Annotated in this window: 23 protein-coding genes; 11 read left to right on the forward strand and 12 right to left on the reverse strand. The window is 65.0% G+C overall.

The features are described 5' to 3' along the window. Window positions 1-160: 160 nt before the first annotated feature. Window positions 161-298: a hypothetical protein gene (locus AUL36_RS06945; RefSeq protein ID WP_156418299.1), complete on the reverse strand. Its 138-nt coding sequence runs from the start codon at window positions 296-298 to the stop codon at window positions 161-163. Between the two features lie 566 nt (window positions 299-864). Here AUL36_RS06945 and AUL36_RS06950 point away from each other — a divergent pair. The 4 genes from AUL36_RS06950 to AUL36_RS06965 all read left to right on the forward strand — a co-directional run bounded on the left by AUL36_RS06950 (window position 865) and on the right by AUL36_RS06965 (window position 3,635). After that, complete coding sequence (locus AUL36_RS06950) at window positions 865-1,494, forward strand: hypothetical protein (RefSeq protein WP_062219256.1); 630 nt, start codon at window positions 865-867, stop codon at window positions 1,492-1,494. 57 nt (window positions 1,495-1,551) lie between these two features. Continuing rightward, entirely contained in the window at window positions 1,552-2,094 is a 543-nt protein-coding gene (locus AUL36_RS06955) for a sigma-70 family RNA polymerase sigma factor (RefSeq protein ID WP_062219258.1), read from the forward strand. Beyond that, entirely contained in the window at window positions 2,084-2,854 is a 771-nt protein-coding gene (locus AUL36_RS06960; protein WP_062219260.1) for an anti-sigma factor family protein, read from the forward strand. Before AUL36_RS06955 ends, AUL36_RS06960 begins: the two co-directional genes overlap by 11 nt. A 64-nt stretch (window positions 2,855-2,918) precedes the next feature. Beyond that, complete coding sequence (locus AUL36_RS06965; protein WP_062219262.1) at window positions 2,919-3,635, forward strand: Bax inhibitor-1/YccA family protein; 717 nt, start codon at window positions 2,919-2,921, stop codon at window positions 3,633-3,635. A 62-nt stretch (window positions 3,636-3,697) separates the two neighbouring features. Here AUL36_RS06965 and AUL36_RS06970 read toward each other — a convergent pair whose 3' ends face one another. The 6 genes from AUL36_RS06970 to AUL36_RS06995 form a co-directional block, all read right to left on the reverse strand. Further along, window positions 3,698-4,354 (reverse strand): methionine ABC transporter permease, encoded by a 657-nt coding sequence (locus AUL36_RS06970; protein ID WP_062219264.1) that lies wholly within the window; start codon window positions 4,352-4,354, stop codon window positions 3,698-3,700. Beyond that, complete coding sequence (locus AUL36_RS06975) at window positions 4,335-5,411, reverse strand: methionine ABC transporter ATP-binding protein (protein ID WP_062219266.1); 1,077 nt, start codon at window positions 5,409-5,411, stop codon at window positions 4,335-4,337. Before AUL36_RS06975 ends, AUL36_RS06970 begins: the two co-directional genes overlap by 20 nt. 108 nt (window positions 5,412-5,519) lie before the next feature. Continuing rightward, window positions 5,520-6,362 carry a MetQ/NlpA family ABC transporter substrate-binding protein gene (locus AUL36_RS06980; protein ID WP_062219370.1) on the reverse strand — a complete coding sequence of 281 codons (843 nt, stop codon included), beginning with the start codon at window positions 6,360-6,362 and terminating at the stop codon, window positions 5,520-5,522. Window positions 6,363-6,545: 183 nt separating this feature from the next. Further along, window positions 6,546-6,854, reverse strand: a complete 309-nt coding sequence (locus AUL36_RS06985; RefSeq protein ID WP_062219268.1) for a hypothetical protein — start codon at window positions 6,852-6,854, stop codon at window positions 6,546-6,548. A 76-nt stretch (window positions 6,855-6,930) separates the two neighbouring features. Beyond that, a complete protein-coding gene (locus tag AUL36_RS06990; protein ID WP_058602274.1) occupies window positions 6,931-7,293 on the reverse strand; it encodes a hypothetical protein in 363 nt (120 codons plus the stop codon). 130 nt (window positions 7,294-7,423) lie between these two features. Beyond that, on the reverse strand, window positions 7,424-7,780 hold the full coding sequence (locus tag AUL36_RS06995; RefSeq protein ID WP_062219270.1) for a hypothetical protein: 357 nt from the start codon (window positions 7,778-7,780) through the stop codon (window positions 7,424-7,426). A 512-nt stretch (window positions 7,781-8,292) separates the two neighbouring features. Here AUL36_RS06995 and AUL36_RS07000 point away from each other — a divergent pair. Both AUL36_RS07000 and AUL36_RS07005 read left to right on the forward strand, forming a co-directional pair. Then, window positions 8,293-8,508: a cold-shock protein gene (locus AUL36_RS07000; protein ID WP_058602272.1), complete on the forward strand. Its 216-nt coding sequence runs from the start codon at window positions 8,293-8,295 to the stop codon at window positions 8,506-8,508. Between the two features lie 381 nt (window positions 8,509-8,889). After that, window positions 8,890-9,747: a hypothetical protein gene (locus AUL36_RS07005; protein ID WP_062219272.1), complete on the forward strand. Its 858-nt coding sequence runs from the start codon at window positions 8,890-8,892 to the stop codon at window positions 9,745-9,747. A gap of 33 nt (window positions 9,748-9,780) precedes the next feature. Here AUL36_RS07005 and AUL36_RS07010 read toward each other — a convergent pair whose 3' ends face one another. Then, the gene (locus AUL36_RS07010; RefSeq protein WP_062219274.1) at window positions 9,781-10,422 is read right to left on the reverse strand and encodes an MBL fold metallo-hydrolase; all 642 of its coding nucleotides are present in this window, start codon (window positions 10,420-10,422) and stop codon (window positions 9,781-9,783) included. A gap of 210 nt (window positions 10,423-10,632) precedes the next feature. Between AUL36_RS07010 and AUL36_RS07015 the strand changes: the two genes are divergently transcribed. From AUL36_RS07015 to AUL36_RS07025, 3 genes are read left to right on the forward strand one after another with little or no spacing between them, the layout of a single operon-like run. Continuing rightward, the gene (locus AUL36_RS07015; protein ID WP_058602269.1) at window positions 10,633-11,169 is read left to right on the forward strand and encodes a MarR family winged helix-turn-helix transcriptional regulator; all 537 of its coding nucleotides are present in this window, start codon (window positions 10,633-10,635) and stop codon (window positions 11,167-11,169) included. Window positions 11,170-11,179: 10 nt separating this feature from the next. After that, on the forward strand, window positions 11,180-11,893 hold the full coding sequence (locus AUL36_RS07020; RefSeq protein ID WP_082640311.1) for a response regulator: 714 nt from the start codon (window positions 11,180-11,182) through the stop codon (window positions 11,891-11,893). Between the two features lie 25 nt (window positions 11,894-11,918). Beyond that, entirely contained in the window at window positions 11,919-13,337 is a 1,419-nt protein-coding gene (locus AUL36_RS07025; RefSeq protein WP_244493435.1) for an ATP-binding protein, read from the forward strand. A gap of 18 nt (window positions 13,338-13,355) precedes the next feature. On the opposite strand, the gene AUL36_RS07030 is transcribed toward AUL36_RS07025, so the two are convergent. The 4 genes from AUL36_RS07030 to AUL36_RS07045 all read right to left on the reverse strand — a co-directional run bounded on the left by AUL36_RS07030 (window position 13,356) and on the right by AUL36_RS07045 (window position 15,791). After that, on the reverse strand, window positions 13,356-13,715 hold the full coding sequence (locus tag AUL36_RS07030) for a tRNA-binding protein (protein ID WP_062219276.1): 360 nt from the start codon (window positions 13,713-13,715) through the stop codon (window positions 13,356-13,358). After that, window positions 13,712-14,536, reverse strand: coding sequence for a pyrroline-5-carboxylate reductase (gene proC / locus AUL36_RS07035; RefSeq protein WP_062219278.1), 825 nt, complete (start codon window positions 14,534-14,536; stop codon window positions 13,712-13,714). Before proC ends, AUL36_RS07030 begins: the two co-directional genes overlap by 4 nt. After that, the gene (locus AUL36_RS07040) at window positions 14,537-15,037 is read right to left on the reverse strand and encodes a YbjN domain-containing protein (RefSeq protein ID WP_062219372.1); all 501 of its coding nucleotides are present in this window, start codon (window positions 15,035-15,037) and stop codon (window positions 14,537-14,539) included. It lies immediately after the preceding gene. A 466-nt stretch (window positions 15,038-15,503) separates the two neighbouring features. Beyond that, a complete protein-coding gene (locus AUL36_RS07045; RefSeq protein WP_058602265.1) occupies window positions 15,504-15,791 on the reverse strand; it encodes an accessory factor UbiK family protein in 288 nt (95 codons plus the stop codon). A gap of 146 nt (window positions 15,792-15,937) precedes the next feature. Here AUL36_RS07045 and lgt point away from each other — a divergent pair, with 146 nt between their 5' ends. After that, window positions 15,938-16,807 carry a prolipoprotein diacylglyceryl transferase gene (lgt, locus tag AUL36_RS07050; protein WP_062219280.1) on the forward strand — a complete coding sequence of 290 codons (870 nt, stop codon included), beginning with the start codon at window positions 15,938-15,940 and terminating at the stop codon, window positions 16,805-16,807. Then, window positions 16,804-17,892, forward strand: coding sequence for a class I SAM-dependent methyltransferase (locus tag AUL36_RS07055; protein ID WP_062219283.1), 1,089 nt, complete (start codon window positions 16,804-16,806; stop codon window positions 17,890-17,892). The genes lgt and AUL36_RS07055 overlap by 4 nt, the downstream gene beginning before the upstream one ends. The last annotated feature ends 31 nt before the right edge of the window (window positions 17,893-17,923 follow it).

The following is a 17,923-nucleotide window of genomic DNA, read 5'->3' on the forward strand; positions in this document are numbered from 1 at the left end:
CAACTGAACTGACCCGATGAAAGCCCCTCCCGCCTGAATGGTTCCTGAACCGGATATTCAGCCGGGATGATGGTTAAGCCGAACCCACCCGGACGGGCGGTCGGCTGGCCCCGCCAGATGCGGGCGGGGCCGTGGGCGACATCAGCCCGAGAGGGGCCGTTCAGCGAGGCGGGGCGTTCAGTTCGCTCGTGGCCTTTTCGCGCCAGCTGTCGCCGGGGGTGATCGGCTTGTTGATTTCCGCGCAGCCCGCGAGAAGCACGAGGCCGAGGAGGGCGCAAAGGGGTTTGATGAGGGACAAATCGGAACTCCGTGAAAGGAACAGTCCCGCGAATGCAGGGCTCTTGCGGCGGGGGCAAGGCGAATCCATCCCCCATCTCTCCCCGTCCCCGGAAAGCGCGTCATTCTTGCCCTCACCTGCGGCTCGCGAAGGAGCGCGAATGATCACCGGGATCGTTCGGGGGCTGTGGGGCGGTGTCCGCGGTGCGTCGCCTTCCGGAGGCGGCGCGGCTCGGACGGTTCTGGCATGCCGGGCGGCCTCTCACAACGAAGGGGTTCGCAATCAGCGGCGCCCTGTTCCGGCGACAGCCCTCCCTCGGGATGACCGAGGCGCGGGCCGAGGAGCAGAGCAAGCGCGGCCCGGAAAGCGGACGGGGCGTTGGCAGCGCCTCGTGGGCCGGAAAACACCGCGCGGGACGCCGGAAGCGGACCACATAAACAACACAACGGAGGTTCGCCTCCGGCGTCCCGCCCGCCCTTCACCATGAAGGGTCATTTGCTCGCCCCCGGCCGTCACAGGCACGGGCCGTTTCCGCGCGCGCCCTATATGGAGGCTGACACGACCAGTCAGCCAAAGAGGGGTTCGGCATGAGCGACGAGACGGCACTCAAGGAGATCGCGGAGCGCAACGGCTTTTCGGAAGGCGCAGCGCGCGCCATGGCGGATGCGATCCGCTCCGGCGGCGGCACCATGGCGCAGTTTTCCCATCCCGAGCTGGGCGGCATGGGGCAATGGTCGCGCGGCGGCATGTTGATGATCTCGGCCATGAACGATCACGACCTGAAAGCCCGCGTCGGGCGTCTGGCCGAGGAGATCGCGGCGGGCGGCGTTACGGGAAGCGGCGGCGGCGGCCAGCCGGACAGCGCGCCGAATTCCAGCAGCCCCTGGGCGCAGGCCGACAGTCTCAACGACAATCGCGCGCCGGGCGATGCCACCGAAAGCGCGCCGCGTCAGGCCTCCAACGGCAATTCGGGCCAGTGGTGGCCGGGCGATCTCGGCTCGCCCTCGTCCTCGGGCGCGCAGAACGGCGTGCGCTACGCCGCCTTCCCCGCTTCGCGCCGCCTCGCCATCGAGGAAGGCGGCAAGGTCTCGCTCTATGACACGGGCGACCACCAGATCTCGGGCGTTTCGCAGAGCCAGAGCGGCGGCGGGGCGGGCAGCCTGCGCTTCACCAGCCAGAAGGGCGACGTGGACCTCCAGAGCCTCACGCGGGTGTGATCGAAAAAAGCGCGGGGGTGCGGGATGGATTCCCGCGCCCCTCCGTATACCCGGGTGATGACGACGAAATCTTCGCCCCCGGATGTCGTTGGCCAGCTCGGCGCCCTGCGCCGCTACGCGCTGACGCTCACGCGCAATCGTGACGACGCCGAGGATCTGGTTCACGACACGCTAGTGCGGGCTATCGAGCGCCAGCACCAGTTCCGCCCCGGCCTCGCGCTGCGGCCCTGGCTGCTCACGATCCTGCACAACGGGTTCGTGGACCGCCTGCGCGCCCGCCGCGCCGAGTCCCGCCGCGACGCCGAGATCTCCTATGCGGGCTCGGCCGAACTCGGTCCGTCGCAGGATCACGCGCTGCGCCTCTCCGAAGTGCGCCGCGCCTTCCTGACCCTGCCCGAAGAGCAGCGCGCCGCGCTCCATCTCGTCTCGATCGAGGGCCTCTCTTACGAGGACGCTGCCGCCTCGCTCGGCATCCCCGTCGGCACGCTGGTCTCGCGCGTCTCTCGCGCCCGCGCCCGCCTTCGCGAGATGGAGAACGGTGCGTCGGCCGAGAGCAACGTCGTTCCCTTCAAGTCCGCAGGAGGTTCCGATGGCCGTTGATCCCATCCTCGAGGCCGATCTCGTCGCCTATGTGGACGACCGCCTACCCCCGCTGCGCCGCATCGAGGTCGAGGCCTGGCTCGCCACCCGCCCGGACGACGCGGCCCGCATCATGGCGGACCTGCGCCTGCGCGACGAGCTGCGCCTCGCCGTCACCGCGCCGGATGCGCCGGGCAGCCGCGAGCTGGCCGACCTTGCCCGCCGGCTCCAGGGCGGCCTCGGCCGTCGCCGCAAGCTGGATGTGCTCCGCCGCGTTGCCGCCATCGGCGTCTTCGTCGCGCTCGGCTGGCTCGCCCATGAGGGCACCGGGCCGCTCGCCGTGCGCCAGAGCGTGGCGTCCTCCGCGCCGCCGAGCTTCGTGGACGAGGCGCTGGCCGCCCATCGCACCAGCGTCCTGCGTGCGGACATGGCTTCGCAGGTCGAGACACCGCGCTACGACCCGGCCGAAATCAGCGCCGCGACCGCCATCACCATGCCGGACGCGCCGCGCGGCTGGACGGTGCGCGACGTTCAGGTCTTTCCCTCGCCCTCCGGCCCCAGCGTCGAGATCGCGCTGGCCGATCGCTCGGGCGAGGCGCTTTCGCTCTACGGCATCCGCCCCGGCACGTTCGAGGTGACGAAGCCGCAGACCACCGTATCCGGTCCGCTCGCCGCCGCCTTCTGGCAGCAGGGGCCCATCGCCTACGCGCTGGTCGGCCCTGCCGGCGAGCGTGACGAGTTGAGCGATGCCGCCGAGCGGCTCGCTCGCAGCCTCTACTGAGCCCGACGCCCCTCCCCGGCGGAACGGCTCAGACCTCTCACCCGCGTTTCATGGAGTTACACCGATGAACACACCGCATTATGGCTGGGGCACGCAGGCCGCGCCTGCCTCCGGCGCCCTGTTCGACGAGGGCCTGCGCCAGCATATGCTGCGCGTCTTCAACTATATGGGCCTCGGCCTCGTGGTCACGGGCCTTGTCGCCTTCGTCGTCGGCAACACCCCGGCGCTCTATGTGCCGATCTTCAACTCGCCCTTGAAGTGGGTGGTGATGCTGGCCCCGCTGGGCTTCGTTCTGTTCTTCTCGTTCCGCATCCAGGCCATGTCGGCGGGTGCCGCGCAGATGACCTTCTGGGCCTTCTGCGCCGTGATGGGCCTGTCGCTTTCGTCGGTGTTCCTGGTGTTCACGAGCGCCAGCATCGCCAACACCTTCTTCATCGCCGCCGCCATGTTCGGCGCGACGAGCCTCTACGGCTACACAACGAAGCGTGACCTGACGAAGATGGGCTCGCTCCTGATGATGGGCCTGATCGGTGTCATCATCGCTTCGATCGCCAACTACTTCATCGGCTCCTCGGCGCTTCAGTTCGCCGTGTCGGTGATCGGCATCATCGTCTTCGTCGGCCTGACCGCCTGGGACACGCAGACGATCAAGGAGCAGTATGCCGAGAACTTCTCGGCGGAGTCGCAGCAGAAGATGGCCGTGTTCGGTGCGCTCTCGCTCTACCTGAACTTCGTCAACATCTTCCAGCTCCTGCTGAACTTCACGGGCGAGCGCGAGTAATCGCCGCTCACCCACACTAGAAAAGAGGCCGCCGCGATCCCCTCGCGGCGGCCTTTCCTTTGTCACTTGCGATGGTCGAGCCGGGCCACCAACCTGTCGCCGCCCCATTGCAGCAGGCAGACCATGACGATCAGGATCGCAACGACCGCGACCATGACGCTGGTCTCGAAACGCTGGTAGCCATAGCGGATCGCGAGATCGCCCAAGCCGCCCGCGCCGATGGCGCCCGCCACGGCCGTCGCGCCGATCAGCGTCACCAGCGTTACGACGAAGCCCGACACCAGTCCGGGCAAGGCCTCGGGGATCAGCACCTCGCGCACGATCGTCCAGCGCCCCGCCCCCATGGCGCGCGCCGCTTCCACCAGGTTCGGATCGACCTCGCGCAAGGAGACCTCTGCGATCCGCGCGTAATAGGGAATGGCGGCGACCGAGAGCGGCACGATGGCCGCCCATGTGCCGATCGACGTGCCGACCACGAGACGCGTGAAGGGAATCAGCGCCACCAGAAGGATGATGAAGGGCACGGAGCGGAAGGCGTTCACGACCCCGCCTAGGGTACGGTTCAGCCAGAGGTTCTGCAGGATCGCGCCCCGATCGGTCAGAACGAGAAGCAGACCGATCGGCAGACCGAAGACAAGCGAGGCGAGGCCCGAGACCCCGGTCATGAGCAGCGTCTCCCACGTGGAGCGCCAGAGAAGATCATACAGCGCGGCGGACATAGCCGAGGCACTCCGTCTTGAGGGTTCGGGCGGCGAGGAAATCCATGACGGCCTTCAGGTCGTCCGATCCGCTTTGCTCGACGCCGATGAAGAGACGACCGACCGGACGGAACTGGATTTCGTGCAGATGGCCGCCGACGATGCGGGCAGGCCTGCCAAAGGCACGCGTGAAATCCGAGATCACCGGATCGTCCGCGCGTTCTCCGCCGAAGTCGAGGCGCAGTACGGCCTCGCCGGGCGGCTCCGATGAGAGGGTAGAGAGGATGCGTTGAGGCAGCTCGGGCGTGATGGATTGGAGAAGGCCGCGCGTGACCGGGGAAGCCGGCTCGGCGAAAACCTGCCAGACAGGCCCCTCTTCCGCGACGACGCCGCCTTCCAGAACCACGACACGGTTCGCGATGCGGCGCACGACTTCCATCTCATGCGTGATCAGAACGATGGTGAGGCCGAGCCGCTGGTTGATGTCGCCGAGAAGCGCCAGAATCTGCTCGGTCGTTTCCGGGTCGAGCGCGGAGGTCGCCTCGTCGGACAGAAGCAGAGCCGGGTCGGCCGCGAGGGCGCGCGCGATGCCGACGCGCTGCTTCTGCCCACCCGACATTTGCGCTGGAAAGCGCTCGCCGCGCCCGCCGAGCCCTACGAGATCGAGCAGCTCGGCAACGCGCCGCGTGCGCTCGGCCCGCCCAACACCGGCGATCTTGAGCGGCAGGGCGATATTCTCGGCGGCCGTGCGATTGGCCAGAAGGTTGAAGTGCTGGAAGACCATGCCGACGCGGCGGCGCAGCGGCTGAAGCGCACGCTCGCTGAGGCGCTCGATCGAACGCCCCTCGACCTCCACGCGGCCTTCATCCGGCTGTTCCAGCCCGTTGATGCAACGGATCAACGTCGATTTGCCGGCACCCGAACGGCCGATAATGCCGAGGATTTCGCCCTTTTGAACGGACAGGTCGATCCCTCGCAGAGCTTGATGGGAACCGAAACGTTTGGAAACACCCGCCAACCGAAGGATGGGGGTCGTCCTATCCGGGCTGGGCGAGGAGCCAAGAGGTGAGATTGTCATGGCGATGCGATCACAGGCCTTTTTAAAACGAGAAGCGGGCGGCGGTTGCCCGGCAGGGCAGCCACCGCCCGTTCAAAACGGGTGGATTCGTTCAGGACGGGCTTGAGATCACCAAGCCGGCAGGGTCGTTCCCTTGTACCATGTGGCCAGAGCCTGCTTCACCGCGTCGGTCTGATAGGCGCTGACGAGCGTCTTGACCCAAGGCGCGTCCTTGTCCTGCTCGCGGACGGCGATGAAGTTGCGGTAGGGATTGTTTTCCAGAGGCTCCTGCGCAATGCGCTCCTTCTGGGGATCGATACCGCTCTTCAGTGCCCAATCCGTGTTGACGACGCCAGCGTCGAGATCGTCGATCGAGCGCCCCACGATCCCGGCATCCAGCTCGCGAATCTGGATGGTCTTCGGGTTGCTTTCGACATCGATCGCGGTTGCAAGAATGCCCGCGCCATCGCGCAGCTTGATCAACCCCTGAGCTTGGAGAAGGTTCAGCGCGCGGCCGGCGTTCGACGGGTCGTTGGGAATGCCGATCGAAGCCCCTTCGGGCAGGTCGGCAACACTCTTGTGCTTGCGGGAGTAGAGGCCGATCGGCTGAATCAGCGTGTAGCCGACCGGCACGATCTTGTAGCCGTGCTGCTGCACCTGCGCGTTGAGATAGGGCTGATGCTGGAAGGCGTTGGCCTGGATCTCACCATTCGCCAGTGCCTCATTCGGCTGCACGTAATCCGAGAACACCACGCGTTCGACGTCGAGGTCGTTCTTTGCCGCTTCCGCAGCTACGACCTTCCAGACCTCTTCATCCTCGCCCGCCATGATGCCGACCTTCACGGTTTCCGCGGCCTTGGCCTCGGAGCCCAACATGGCGCCGCCACCGATCATGACGGCAGACAAGGTCAAGAGGCTCAGGACGGAGCGACGAGTCGCGGCAAGGGGCGAAAAGGCGACAGGAAAACGCATCGGAACTTTCTTCATCGGCTTTGGAACACGATCTCCAGCGGGTTTGACACTGGACGTCGGACAATTGAAAGGATGCCCTGCGATCTTTCCAACAACCATCGCCTATTTTCTGTGCCCTTTGCGCAAAAAAAGACCTGCCGCTCTCCGAGCAGCTTCGCGGATCGGGACGAGTGCAGGCGACCGTTACTCGGGGTCTTGGCCCGGAACGATCCCTCCCGATGCCGTTGAAGCTTCGACCGTCGCGGTTCGGCCATTCACGAGCGGAACGCTCGACGGCTTTCCCCGCGCATCGCCGAGCCCGAACAGGAACGGAATGCCATTGTTCTCCACAAGCGGCACGACGCGACCATCGGGCCTCACATAATGGCCGACCACCTGTTCGCGCTCGCGCGGCGAAAGCTGGAGCGTTTCTTCCGATGCGGCCGCGCTATCCACCACTGCCACAACGCTGAGGATCGCCAGTCCGGCGAACCAGAACCGAGAATGTTTCATGATATATGCCTTTCCTGGGCTGGGGTCCGACGCCGCGCACGCTGGCGCGCGGCTGTAAGGCGTCAGCTTCGAGACATCAGCGCACCGGTGCGCCGGGTGACGCGAGCGGAATGCCCGAACTGTCGTTCGTATCCGGGATGGCTCCGGGGATGCGGGTCAGCGTATTGCCAGCGGTTCCCGATGCGTCCGGGGCCATGACGCCATAGGCGCCGACACCATTGGCAAGGCCGCCCGGTCCACGCGGCAAATCCCGCTCCGCGCTACCGCCATCGAGGCCGACACCCGGTAGTCCGGGCGCTTCCCGCGCGACGCTGCGGCCGGCTTCGACCTGCACCACGCCTCCATTGCGGGGAATGGGCGCGGAATCCTGTGCAGCCGCAGGCAAGGCCATGGCAACGGTCCATAGACCCAGAGCTACGATCCCGATGGGACGATTCATGATCTGATCCTTCGAAAAACATATGCGAGGAAACGGTCGCCGTCGGCCTGCCGTTCCTGCGAGAGAGACGAAAGCCAAAAGAAAAGGCCGCCCCGAAAGACGGCCTCCCCATCCGCGAATTGACGTGAGATCAGTTCGGGCTCTGACCCGGAACGAGGCCGTTCGATGGGGTGCTTTCCTGGGCCGCTGCGGCCGCATTCGAGTCCATGCCTTGGGTCTGGATTTCGCTCGGGTCACGATCGACCGAGCCGGTGGACATCGTGTCCGAGCCCTGCGGCGCCATAGCTCCATCCGACATGGTGCCGGTGGACGGGGCAGCCGATGTGTTACCCGTCGTGGCGGCGCGGCCCATCTGATCCGGCGTTGTCTGCGAGGCCTGCGGCATGACCGGCGCTGCGGAGGTGGACGCGCCATCGGTGGACTGCGCAAGAGCGGGGAAGGCCGCGATCGCGGCAAACCCGGTGGCGACGAGAATGGTCTTCAACATGGGGAGCTTCCTTCTGATCTCTGTTCGGCTTGCGAACGTTCGAGAGAGGAAGGCCTCCCGCATCGATAAGTTCCACATATCAAGAAGGGCGACTTCACGCTTCCCGGAAAGCAACGTGAACGCTCTTTCGAGAAACGATTCATGCAAGCTTCGCGCGTCTATTCCCCAAAGCGCTTCTTCGGCCTCTTATCTGTCTGGAGTAAAACTCGATGACATATCAGAAGTTTGCGCGGATTTTTTACCGAGCGGTTCAAATCTCCATTTGTCAGATGACGTATAGGACAAGTGGGCGTCGAAAAACTTTTGCTTGCAAAGTCTAGAAACTCGTTTCACAAAGTTCGTGTTCGGGCAAATTCGCGAACTCGGGTAATGGACGAATTGCGTATCGGAGGCGCATCCTCCGGGTGGTCCGCGAAAGCGGGTCGCGATGTATCGGTTCCTTTTCCTCGCATCAAGACTTGCCTGCAATACAGATCAGGGAAACCTGAAAAGCATAAGGAAAAAGGTTCCACATGTCACAGACCGGTACAGTCAAGTTCTTCAATACCGAAAAGGGTTTCGGTTTCATCAAGCCTGACAATGGCGGCGCCGATATCTTCGTCCATATCTCGGCTGTTCAGGCCTCCGGCCTTCCCGGCCTCGTGGAAAACCAGAAAGTGTCTTACGACACCGAGCCGGACAAGCGCGGCAAGGGCCCGAAGGCTGTGAACCTCGAGATGGCGGGCTGACACCCGAACAAGACGCCGCCTCGGCGAGCGTTCCACAGTTTCAGCGGCTCGTTTGACCTCGTCAAACGGGCCGCCTTTCGTTTGACGCCGAACCATTTTCCGCCCCGTGAACTCGAGATCGCTCTGCGGCTCCGGCGCGAAGGACGGTTCACCGTGGACGTCGATCGTGACAAGGATCACATCGCCGTCGCTCAACGGTTCACGGCGGCAGCGTCCAACACCATGCGGTGCCCCTGCCCGATCTGCGCCACCGGTCGACAGGCCGGCTCCTCCACCCCATACCGGCCATAGACGCCACCGCCCCGTTCCAGATCGGAACGGCTTTCCTGGCACGCGCCTTGCTGTATCCTTGTTAACGAATCGTTAACACGAGATCAGCACATGCGGCTCCAGCACCTCCTGTTTTCCATGGCCATGGCCGTGTCGGCAGCGCCCTCGGCGATGGCGGGCCAAGCCGTGGGTTCGGTCGGCTCCATTTCGGACGGCGTTGAACTGGCGCGCTATCCCGGACTTCACGATCCCCATGGCGGCTACGGCTCGTATAGCGGCCGCCGTCACCATGGCTCGGTGTCGCGTCTGGAGGATGGTGGCTGGCCGGGATCGGAGGGCGCGCCGTATGGAACCTCCGGAACCGGGGGCGGCAGCATTTCGGTGATCCAAATCAATCGCGCCTTGGACGAGAAGCAGATCGCGCCGAGCTTCCATACGATGCCCGGCGCACATGCGCCGAAGATCATCGATGTGGAAACGGCTCGTCTCGACCGGCGACCCTACGGCCCGGACGGGCTGGACATCGTGTATTCCGGCACCACCAAGATCATTCGCATCAGCCCGGATTTCCGCCGCGCGTCACCTGAAAAGGACGATGTGCATCTCGGCCGCGCGCCGGGTTCGGTGGAGTTCGCCAAGCTCAGCCCGGCCGAACAGGCCGTCACCGTCTATCCGGACCCGGACGTGCCGGTGGATAAGCCCGAGCCCGCTCGTCCGCAGGCCCAGATGCCGGACGCCATGCGCGTTCCCGTGCCCACGCCCGCTCCGGAGGGTGGACGGGTAGCGCAACGTGCCGCGCCCACCGCCACGCCGACGACGCCAGCCAAAGCCTCGTCCGGCTTCGAGCCCTGGACGGAGGACTGGCTGCGCGACTGCGTGTCTCGCTATCCGAACTTCGATGCCTCGCTCGGCACCTATACGGACGAAACCGGTCGCCGCCGCTTCTGCACGGGCGACGCCGCAAACTGACGAGGCTCTGTTTCAAAACGGAACAACGCGGTCTCAGACCAGGAACGGATTGCTTCGGCGCTCGGTGCCGAGGCGGCTTCCCGGACCGTGTCCGCAGATGAAGCCGACATCGTCTCCGAGGGGCAGAACCTTTTCGCGGATCGAGCGCAGAAGCGTGGCGTGGTCTCCGCCCGGGAGATCGGTCCGCCCGATCGAGCCCGCGAACAGAACGTCGCCCGCATGAAGAAAGCGGGCGGCGCGGTTGAAGAAGACGACATGGCCCGGCGAATGGCCCGGCGTATGCAGGACTTCGAAGAGGTGCGAGCCGATGGCCAGCGTCTCGCCCTCGCTGAGCCAGCGGTCGGGCACGGCGTTGCGCACGCCCCCCGAAAGCCCGAACATGCGCGCCTGATCTTCGAGTCGGGAGAGAAGCGGCTGGTCGTCACGATGCGGGCCGATGATGTCGACGCCGGTTGCATCCTTCAGGTCCATCGCGCCGCCGGCATGGTCGATATGGCCATGGGTGATCCAGATCGCATCCAGCGAGACTCCCAGACGATCCAGCGCCGCGAGAATATCGGGCACGTCGCCGCCGGGATCGACCACCACGCCGCGCTTCTCACTCTCATCGAAGAGGATGCAGCAATTCTGCTGGAAGGGCGTGACAGGAACGATCTCGATCGACAGGCGGCTCATGGCAATCCTCCGGCATTCGCGGCTTCTTGGGCCTAACATGGAGCGGCGGGCGGGGACAAACGAGCGGCGGCCATATCGGTGGCATGTTTCAAAACGGTACACCCCCCGTTCCTTTGGCCTGCCATGCGAGCTCTCGGCGACAGGCTGTTCCAAGGGAATGGCAGGGTGTAACAATGGACCAACACGACGTCATGGTTGCTGACTGAATCGATGGATGCCGCATTGCCCGAAACTCTCCGGCCAGAGAGCCCTCGCATCGTGGAAGAGCCCCTGCCGACGCGCGGCGAGCTGGACTTTCGCCTGATCGAGTTGTTCTTCTTCGCCTATCGCGAATTCACGGCCGATGCGGATTCCATTCTGGAGCGCTACGGGTTCGGACGGGCGCATCACCGCATCCTGCATTTCGTCAATCGCGCGCCGGGCATGACGGTCGCCGATCTTCTGGAGCTTCTGCAGATCACCAAGCAGTCGCTGTCGCGCGTGTTGCGCCAGTTGATCGACGAGGAATTCGTCGTCCAGGTGCAGGGAAGCGACGATCGAAGGCAGCGGCGGCTCTATCCGACGGAAAAAGGCCGCACTCTGACGCTGGAACTGTCGCGCGCTCAGGTTCGCAGGATCGACGCGGCGTTTCGCGAGGCGGCGGTGGACGATCCGGGCCGAGTGAACGATTTCCTTCTGGAAATGAGCAATGACCGGAAGGCGACGCGCGACTGGTTTACGCGACAGGGCATCGGAAGGGAGACATGAGGCCGTGACATTGTCCGAAAGCGTGGCGCGCCATGCGGCTCTCGATGACGACGCACCGCATCTTCTCGTGGTGGATGACGACCGGCGCATCCGCAGTCTCCTATCGCGGTTCCTTAGCGAGCGCGGCTTTCGCGTGTCGGTCGCAGCCGACGCCGCCGAGGCGCGGCGCATCCTGACCGGGCTCGACTTCGACCTGATGATCGTGGACGTGATGATGCCCGGCGAAAGCGGGCTGGATCTCACGCGTTCGCTCTCGGCTATCAGAGACATTCCGATCCTGATGCTGACGGCGCGCTCGGAAACGGACGACCGCATTCTGGGGCTGGAAGCGGGCGCGGAGGATTATCTGTCCAAGCCCTTCGACCCGCGCGAACTGCTGCTGCGCGTCAACAACATCCTGAAGCGCGGCAACACGCAGCCGATTCAGAAGGTGGAGCATGTGCGCTTCGGACCCTTCAGCTTCTCCCTGTCGCGCCGCGAGCTGAAGCGCGGCGCCGAGATCATCCGCCTGACGGAGCGTGAACAGGACATCATGGTTCAGTTCGCCCAGAAGGCAGGTGATACGATCCACCGTCAGGACCTGCTCGGCGGTGAGGCCGATGTCGGGGAGCGGACGGTGGACGTGCAGATCAACCGGCTGCGCCGCAAGATCGAGAGCGATCCTGCCAACCCGCTCTGGCTCCAGACCGTGCGCGGCATCGGATACCGGCTGAACGTCGATTGACCCAGGCAACAGGAGCTTCGGCGCGATGACGCTGTTCGAGCGCTGGCGCACGGAGCGGTGGCCCTCCCTGCCCGGCCTGAGCTTTTTGAAGAAGCCCCGCATCTGGCGCGGACCCTTTCGGCACGTGCCGCGCTTTGTCTCGCGCCGCACGCCCAAGGGCCTTTATGCGCGCTCGCTGATCATCATCATCGCGCCCATGGTGCTGCTGCAATCCGTCCTGGCCTTCGTCTTCATGGAGCGGCACTGGCAGACGGTGACGCAGCGCCTGTCCACCGCCGTGGTGCAGGACATCGCGGCGATCATCGATATTATCGATCAATACCCGCAAGACCCGGAATTTCTGACCATCAACCGGATCGCTCGGGAAAGGCTGGGATTGAACGTGCTCGTCCTGCCGCCCGAGCCCCTGCCCCCACCGGCGCCCAAGCCCTTCTTCAATATTCTCGACAGCATTCTGTCGGAGGAGCTGACGCGCCAGATCGGGCGTCCGTTCTGGATCGACTCCGTGGGCGAGTCGCGCATCCTCGAAATCCGCATTCAGCTGCCGCATCATCTCCTGCGCGTCTTTGCGCCGCGAAACTCGGCCTATGCGTCGAACACTCATATCTTCTTGGTCTGGATGGTCGGGACGTCGGCGGTGCTTCTGCTGATCGCCATTCTGTTCCTCCGCAACCAGATCCGGCCCATTCAGAAGCTGGCTCAGGCCGCCGAGGGGTTCGGGCGCGGGCTTCCGATGCCCGAGAATTTTCGCGTTCGGGGCGCCTCTGAAGTGCGCCGCGCGTCGGTCGCCTTCATTCAGATGCGAGACCGGATCGAGCGGCAGATCGAGCAGCGCACGCAGATGCTCAACGGCGTCAGCCACGACCTTCGCACTGTTCTGACTCGCTTCCGCCTCCAACTCGCCTTGCTCGATGAAAACGAGGACCGTCAGGAACTCGAGCAGGACGTCGACGAGATGGGCCGGATGCTCGAAGGCTATCTCGCCTTTGCCAAGGGAGAAGCGGGCGAGGATGTGGGCGAACTCGATTTGGAACGGCTCTTCGCGCGTTTCGAAAGCGAAGCGGCGCTGAAGGAGCGCTTGATCGAAACCGACATCCTGGGCGATCCGCTGATCACCGTTCGGCCGGACTCGTTCACCCGCCTCATCGGCAATCTCGTGGCCAATGCCATGCGGCATGGAACGCGGGTGCGCCTGACCGCCCGGCATGACGACCGCTGGCTGACGATCTCCGTAGAGGATGACGGGCCGGGCATTCCGGCCGACCGGCGCGAGGACGTGTTCAAACCCTTCGTTCGGCTGGACGAGGCGCGCAATATCGACGCGGGCGGCACGGGCCTTGGCCTCGCGATCGCCCGAGACATCGCCCGCAGCCACGGCGGCGACATCCTCTTGTCCGAATCCACACTGGGCGGACTCAAAGCCATGGTGCGCCTTCCCGTCTGACGGGATGGCGCGCCCTGATCAGAAAAGACGGCCGCCGTTCGGCACGGGATGGCTGAGGGCGGCGAGCACGACATGTCCGTCCGCATCGGGGAAACCCAGCGTCAGCACTTCGGAACGCATCGGCCCGATCTGACGGGGCGGGAAGTTGACGACCGCCATGACCTGACGCCCGACCAACTCGTCCGGGCTATGGCGTACCGTGATCTGCGCCGACGACTTCTTCTGCCCGATCTCGGGTCCGAAATCGATCAGGAGGCGCAAAGCAGGCTTGCGAGCCTCGGGAAAGGGCTCGGCCGAGACGATCGTCCCGACGCGAATATCCACCTTCTCGAAATCGCCGTAGGTGATGGATGCGGAGGGCGTGCTGGCGTCACTCATCCCTGCGCCAACTCTTCGGCGCGCGTTTTCGCGGCGGCGACGGCGCGCGTGAGAAGCGGGCCGAACCCATCGTCGGCCATCAGAACTTTCAAGGCCGCTTCCGTGGTGCCCTTGGGCGAGGTCACGTTGCGGCGAAGCTGGGCCGGCTCGTCCGTAGAGCGGATCATCAGCTCGCCTGCCCCGGCCACGGTATGGCGAGCGAGGCGCATCGCGAGCGCGGGTTCGAGACCGGCCGCAACGCCCGCTTCCGCCAAAGCTTCGGCCAGCAGGAAGACATAGGCCGGCCCGCTGCCGGACACGGCCGTCACCATGTCGATCTCGGCTTCGCCCGGCACCCATTCCACCGGGCCGCTGGCGGAGAGGAGCCGGTCGGCCAAAGCGCGCTTGCTCTCGTCCACGCGCGCATTGGCAAAGGCGCCGGTGACGCCCCGGCCGATGAGCGCGGGCGTGTTGGGCATGGCTCGAACCACGGGATGCGCGCCGAGCAGGCCTTCGATGGAGGCGACGGTGCGACCGGCCGCTACCGAGATCAGCAGCGTTTCCGCGCCGAGAGCCGCGCCCAGCTGAGAGGCTGCCTCGTCCAGCATCTGCGGCTTGACGGCGAGGACGATCACATCCTGCACCTCGTCCGGCGCGGCGGTTCGATGGTGGACGCCCGCTTCGAAGAGTTCCGCCAAGGCGTCGTTCGGGCTCGGATCCACCACCGTGACGCTGGCGGGGTCGAGCCCGGCCGCGATCCAACCGCGCAGCATCGCGCCGCCCATATTGCCACCGCCCAGCAGCGTCAGCCGCCCCGCCGAGAAACCGCTCTTCTGACTCATTCAGGCATTACCCACTGTATCGAACACTGCGCAGGCTAGGGCACCTTCGGCGTCGCGGTCCGCCCAGAGCACGAACTGGAAGGCTTGATAATAACGCTCGCACGCCTGAAGGGCTGCAGCCAGAAGCCGCTCGGCCTGCTGACCCGTCGGCTGCGCGCCACCCGGCAAAAGCATGGTGTGGCGGAACATGACCGCGCCCTCGGACGGCCAAAGGTCGAAATGGCCGAGCAATTGCTGCTCGTTGATCTTGGCGAGAAGACGCAGCACCTCGCCCTCGCGGCGGGCCGGCACCTTCATAGAAAATGCACAACCGAGGTGTAGGACTTCCGCATCCTCCATCCAGGAGAAGGACACGGCGTAGTCCGACCAGACGCCCGCGACGGAGACTTCGATCTCATTGTCGCAAGGGCGCTCGAAGGCCCAGTCGCGCCGCGCCGCGACATGTTCGATCACGTCCACCGGATTGGTGTGACGTCTCGGTTCCCATTCCGCGAGTTGCATTACATTCCCCACAAGCCGCACCCGATGCGGGATCAGCAGGCGCCGCACGCGACCCGCCCTCCGCAAGGCGCGTTCCTCGCACGCCCCGCTTCCGCATTCCGGCCGATCCGCCGCCGCGGCGAATCAACCTTATGAATCAGTGTATAGAGCGGGATTCCGGATGCCAGACGGCAGCGGGCATTTTAATCGTTTTCAAACGCCTTTCCCCATCCCTCGCCAGACGGCGTGAAGCGTAAGCGACTCCCCGAAAAGCACTTTCCGATTCGCAAGCTGGCGGAGGCTTCGCCCAACAAATCTGTGCAAAGCCTGTGGATAAAATTCGAGAGGCTTTCCCCTTGGTTTCCACGAGACGGAAACAGGCTTCGCGCGACCGGAGGTCACGTGGGGAATGCCCCATGCGGCAACAAAAAAGGCGACCCGGATCGCCTCCGAATCGCCTCGCTCAAACTCGAACAGAAGGTCGCGCTTACATCGCGTCCGGCACGTCCGCCGGCTTCACGCCGCCGCCGAGCTTGGCTTCGAGATCGGCGATGCGCTTCTTCAGCGCCTCGTTCTCCATGCGCGCCTTGGCCGCCATTTCGCGCACGACCTCGAACTCCTCGCGCTGCACGAGGTCCATCTGGTTGATGAAGCGCTCACCCTGGGTGCGGAACACCGTCTCCATCTCGCGCCGCACGCCCTGGGCCGCGCCCGCAGCGTCCGTCATCATGCGGGCGAACTCGTCCAACATGCGGTTCGGTCCTCGGTTGGTCATGGCTGGCTCCGATGGCTGCAACTCACCTTGAGGTAGGCGGTCGGGCCGCGCTTGGCAATGGAGCCGGCATGGGTTGACCGTGACGGCACACCGTCGCACATCCTCCCCGCGCATGCCCTGTCATGCAGCCTTGAGGATACCGCCCTATGCTGAGCCAAGCCGCCTTTGGCGTCCTGACCTATCCCGCGATCGATCCCGTCTTTCTTCAGATCGGCCCGATCGCGCTGCGCTGGTATGGGCTCGCCTATGTCGCGGGCATCCTGTGCGGCTGGATGTACGGGCGATATCTCGTCTCGACGCCGCGCCTCTGGCCGAATGGCGTCTCTCCGATCACCAAGACGCAGATCGACGACTTCATCGTCTGGATCACAATCGGCATCGTCGCCGGCGGGCGTCTCGGCTCGATCTTCTTCTATGATTTCGCGCGCATCGCCGAAGACCCGCTCTCGGCCTTCCGAATCTGGGAGGGCGGCATGTCCTTCCATGGCGGGTTGATCGGCGTGACGATCGCCATGCTCCTCTTTTGCCGCACGCAAAAAGTGCCCTTCTTCTCGCTGGTAGATGTGGTCGCGGCCTCGGTGCCCTTCGGTCTCTTCTTTGGCCGCATCGCCAATTTCATCAATGGCGAGCTTTGGGGCGCACCGACGGATGTGGCCTGGGCCATGGTGTTTCCGCACGCTGGACCGGAACCGCGCCATCCCAGCCAACTCTATGAAGCGGCACTGGAGGGTATCGTGCTTTTCCTCGCGCTGCGCTTCGTGACACACGCACTGAAGGGCCTCGGCCGTCCGCGCCTGACGGCGGGCGTCTTCATCTTCTTGTATGGCTGCGCGCGCATTTTCGTGGAATTCTTCCGAATGCCCGACGTGCAGCTCGGCTATCTCCTAGGAACGAGCTGGGTGACCATGGGCATGATCCTGTCGATCCCCATGCTGCTCGTCGGGATCTGGGCCGTTCTCACCGCCAAGCCGCGCGCGTATGAGCCGCGCGCCGACGCCGAGCCGAGCCGCGTTTGACGCCGCTCGACCGGCGCATTCGCGAGGAGATCGCGGCGAGCGGGCCGATGCGGCTCGACCGGTTCTGGAACATCGCGCTGTTCGACCGCGAGCATGGCTATTACGCGACGCGCGACCCGTTCGGCGCGGGTGGCGATTTCGTGACCGCGCCCGAGGTCAGCCAGATGTTCGGTGAGCTGATCGGCGCATGGCTGGTCGCCGCATGGCGCGAACTCGGACGCCCCTCGCCCTTCGTGCTCTGCGAGGTCGGGCCGGGGCGCGGAACGCTGCTTCACGACATGCTGCGCAGCATCCGCCAGATCGACCCCGATATGCTGCGGGCGGCGCGGGTGCGGATCGTGGAAACCAGCGATCGTCTGGCCACGCTGCAGATCGAGCGCGTGTCGCGCTTCGACCTGCCGATCGCGCGGCATCGCCGGATCGAAGAGCTGGATCGCCTGCCGCTGATTCTCGTCGGCAACGAGCTTCTGGACGCGATCGCCATTCGTCAGCTCCGTTTTGCGGATGGCGCATGGCGCGAGCGGGAAATCGGTTTGGCGGATGGCGCTTTGGTCGTGTGTGACGGCGCAGCGCTGCGGGCCGTGCCTGCGTCGCTAGCCGCCCTCGGGCGGCCAAGTGAGGGCGCGGTGTTCGAGTTTTCGCCCGAGCGCGATGCCCTCATCGGCGCGCTCGCCGGGCATATCGCGAGCCAGAACGGCGCGGCGCTGATCATCGATTACGGCCACCTCGCGACCGGTTTCGGCGACACGCTCCAGGCATTGCGCCGGCACCGCTTCGCCTCAGCATTGGATACCGTGGGCGAAGCCGACATCACCAGCCATGTCGATTTCGAGCGTGTGCTGGCGCTTGGATCTGCGCTTGGCGTTGCCCATGTGGGCGCGATGACGCAAGCGGCCTTTCTCCTGGCGCTCGGCCTTTTGGAGCGCGCGGGCGCGCTGGGGTCCACCATGAACGAGGCAGGGCGGCAGGAATTGGCGGCGGCCGTACATCGCCTGGCGGGCAACGGGCCTGATGATATGGGCGATCTGTTCAAGGTCGCAGCGCTCTCCAGCGCGCGTCTCTCCCTCCCACCTTTTCGCATTTGAGGAGAGTTTGATTGACTCCCACGTCCCCCTC

Origin of the sequence: Aureimonas sp. D3, from assembly GCF_001463805.1 — a bacterium.
GTDB classification, from domain to species: domain Bacteria; phylum Pseudomonadota; class Alphaproteobacteria; order Rhizobiales; family Rhizobiaceae; genus Aureimonas; species Aureimonas ureilytica_A.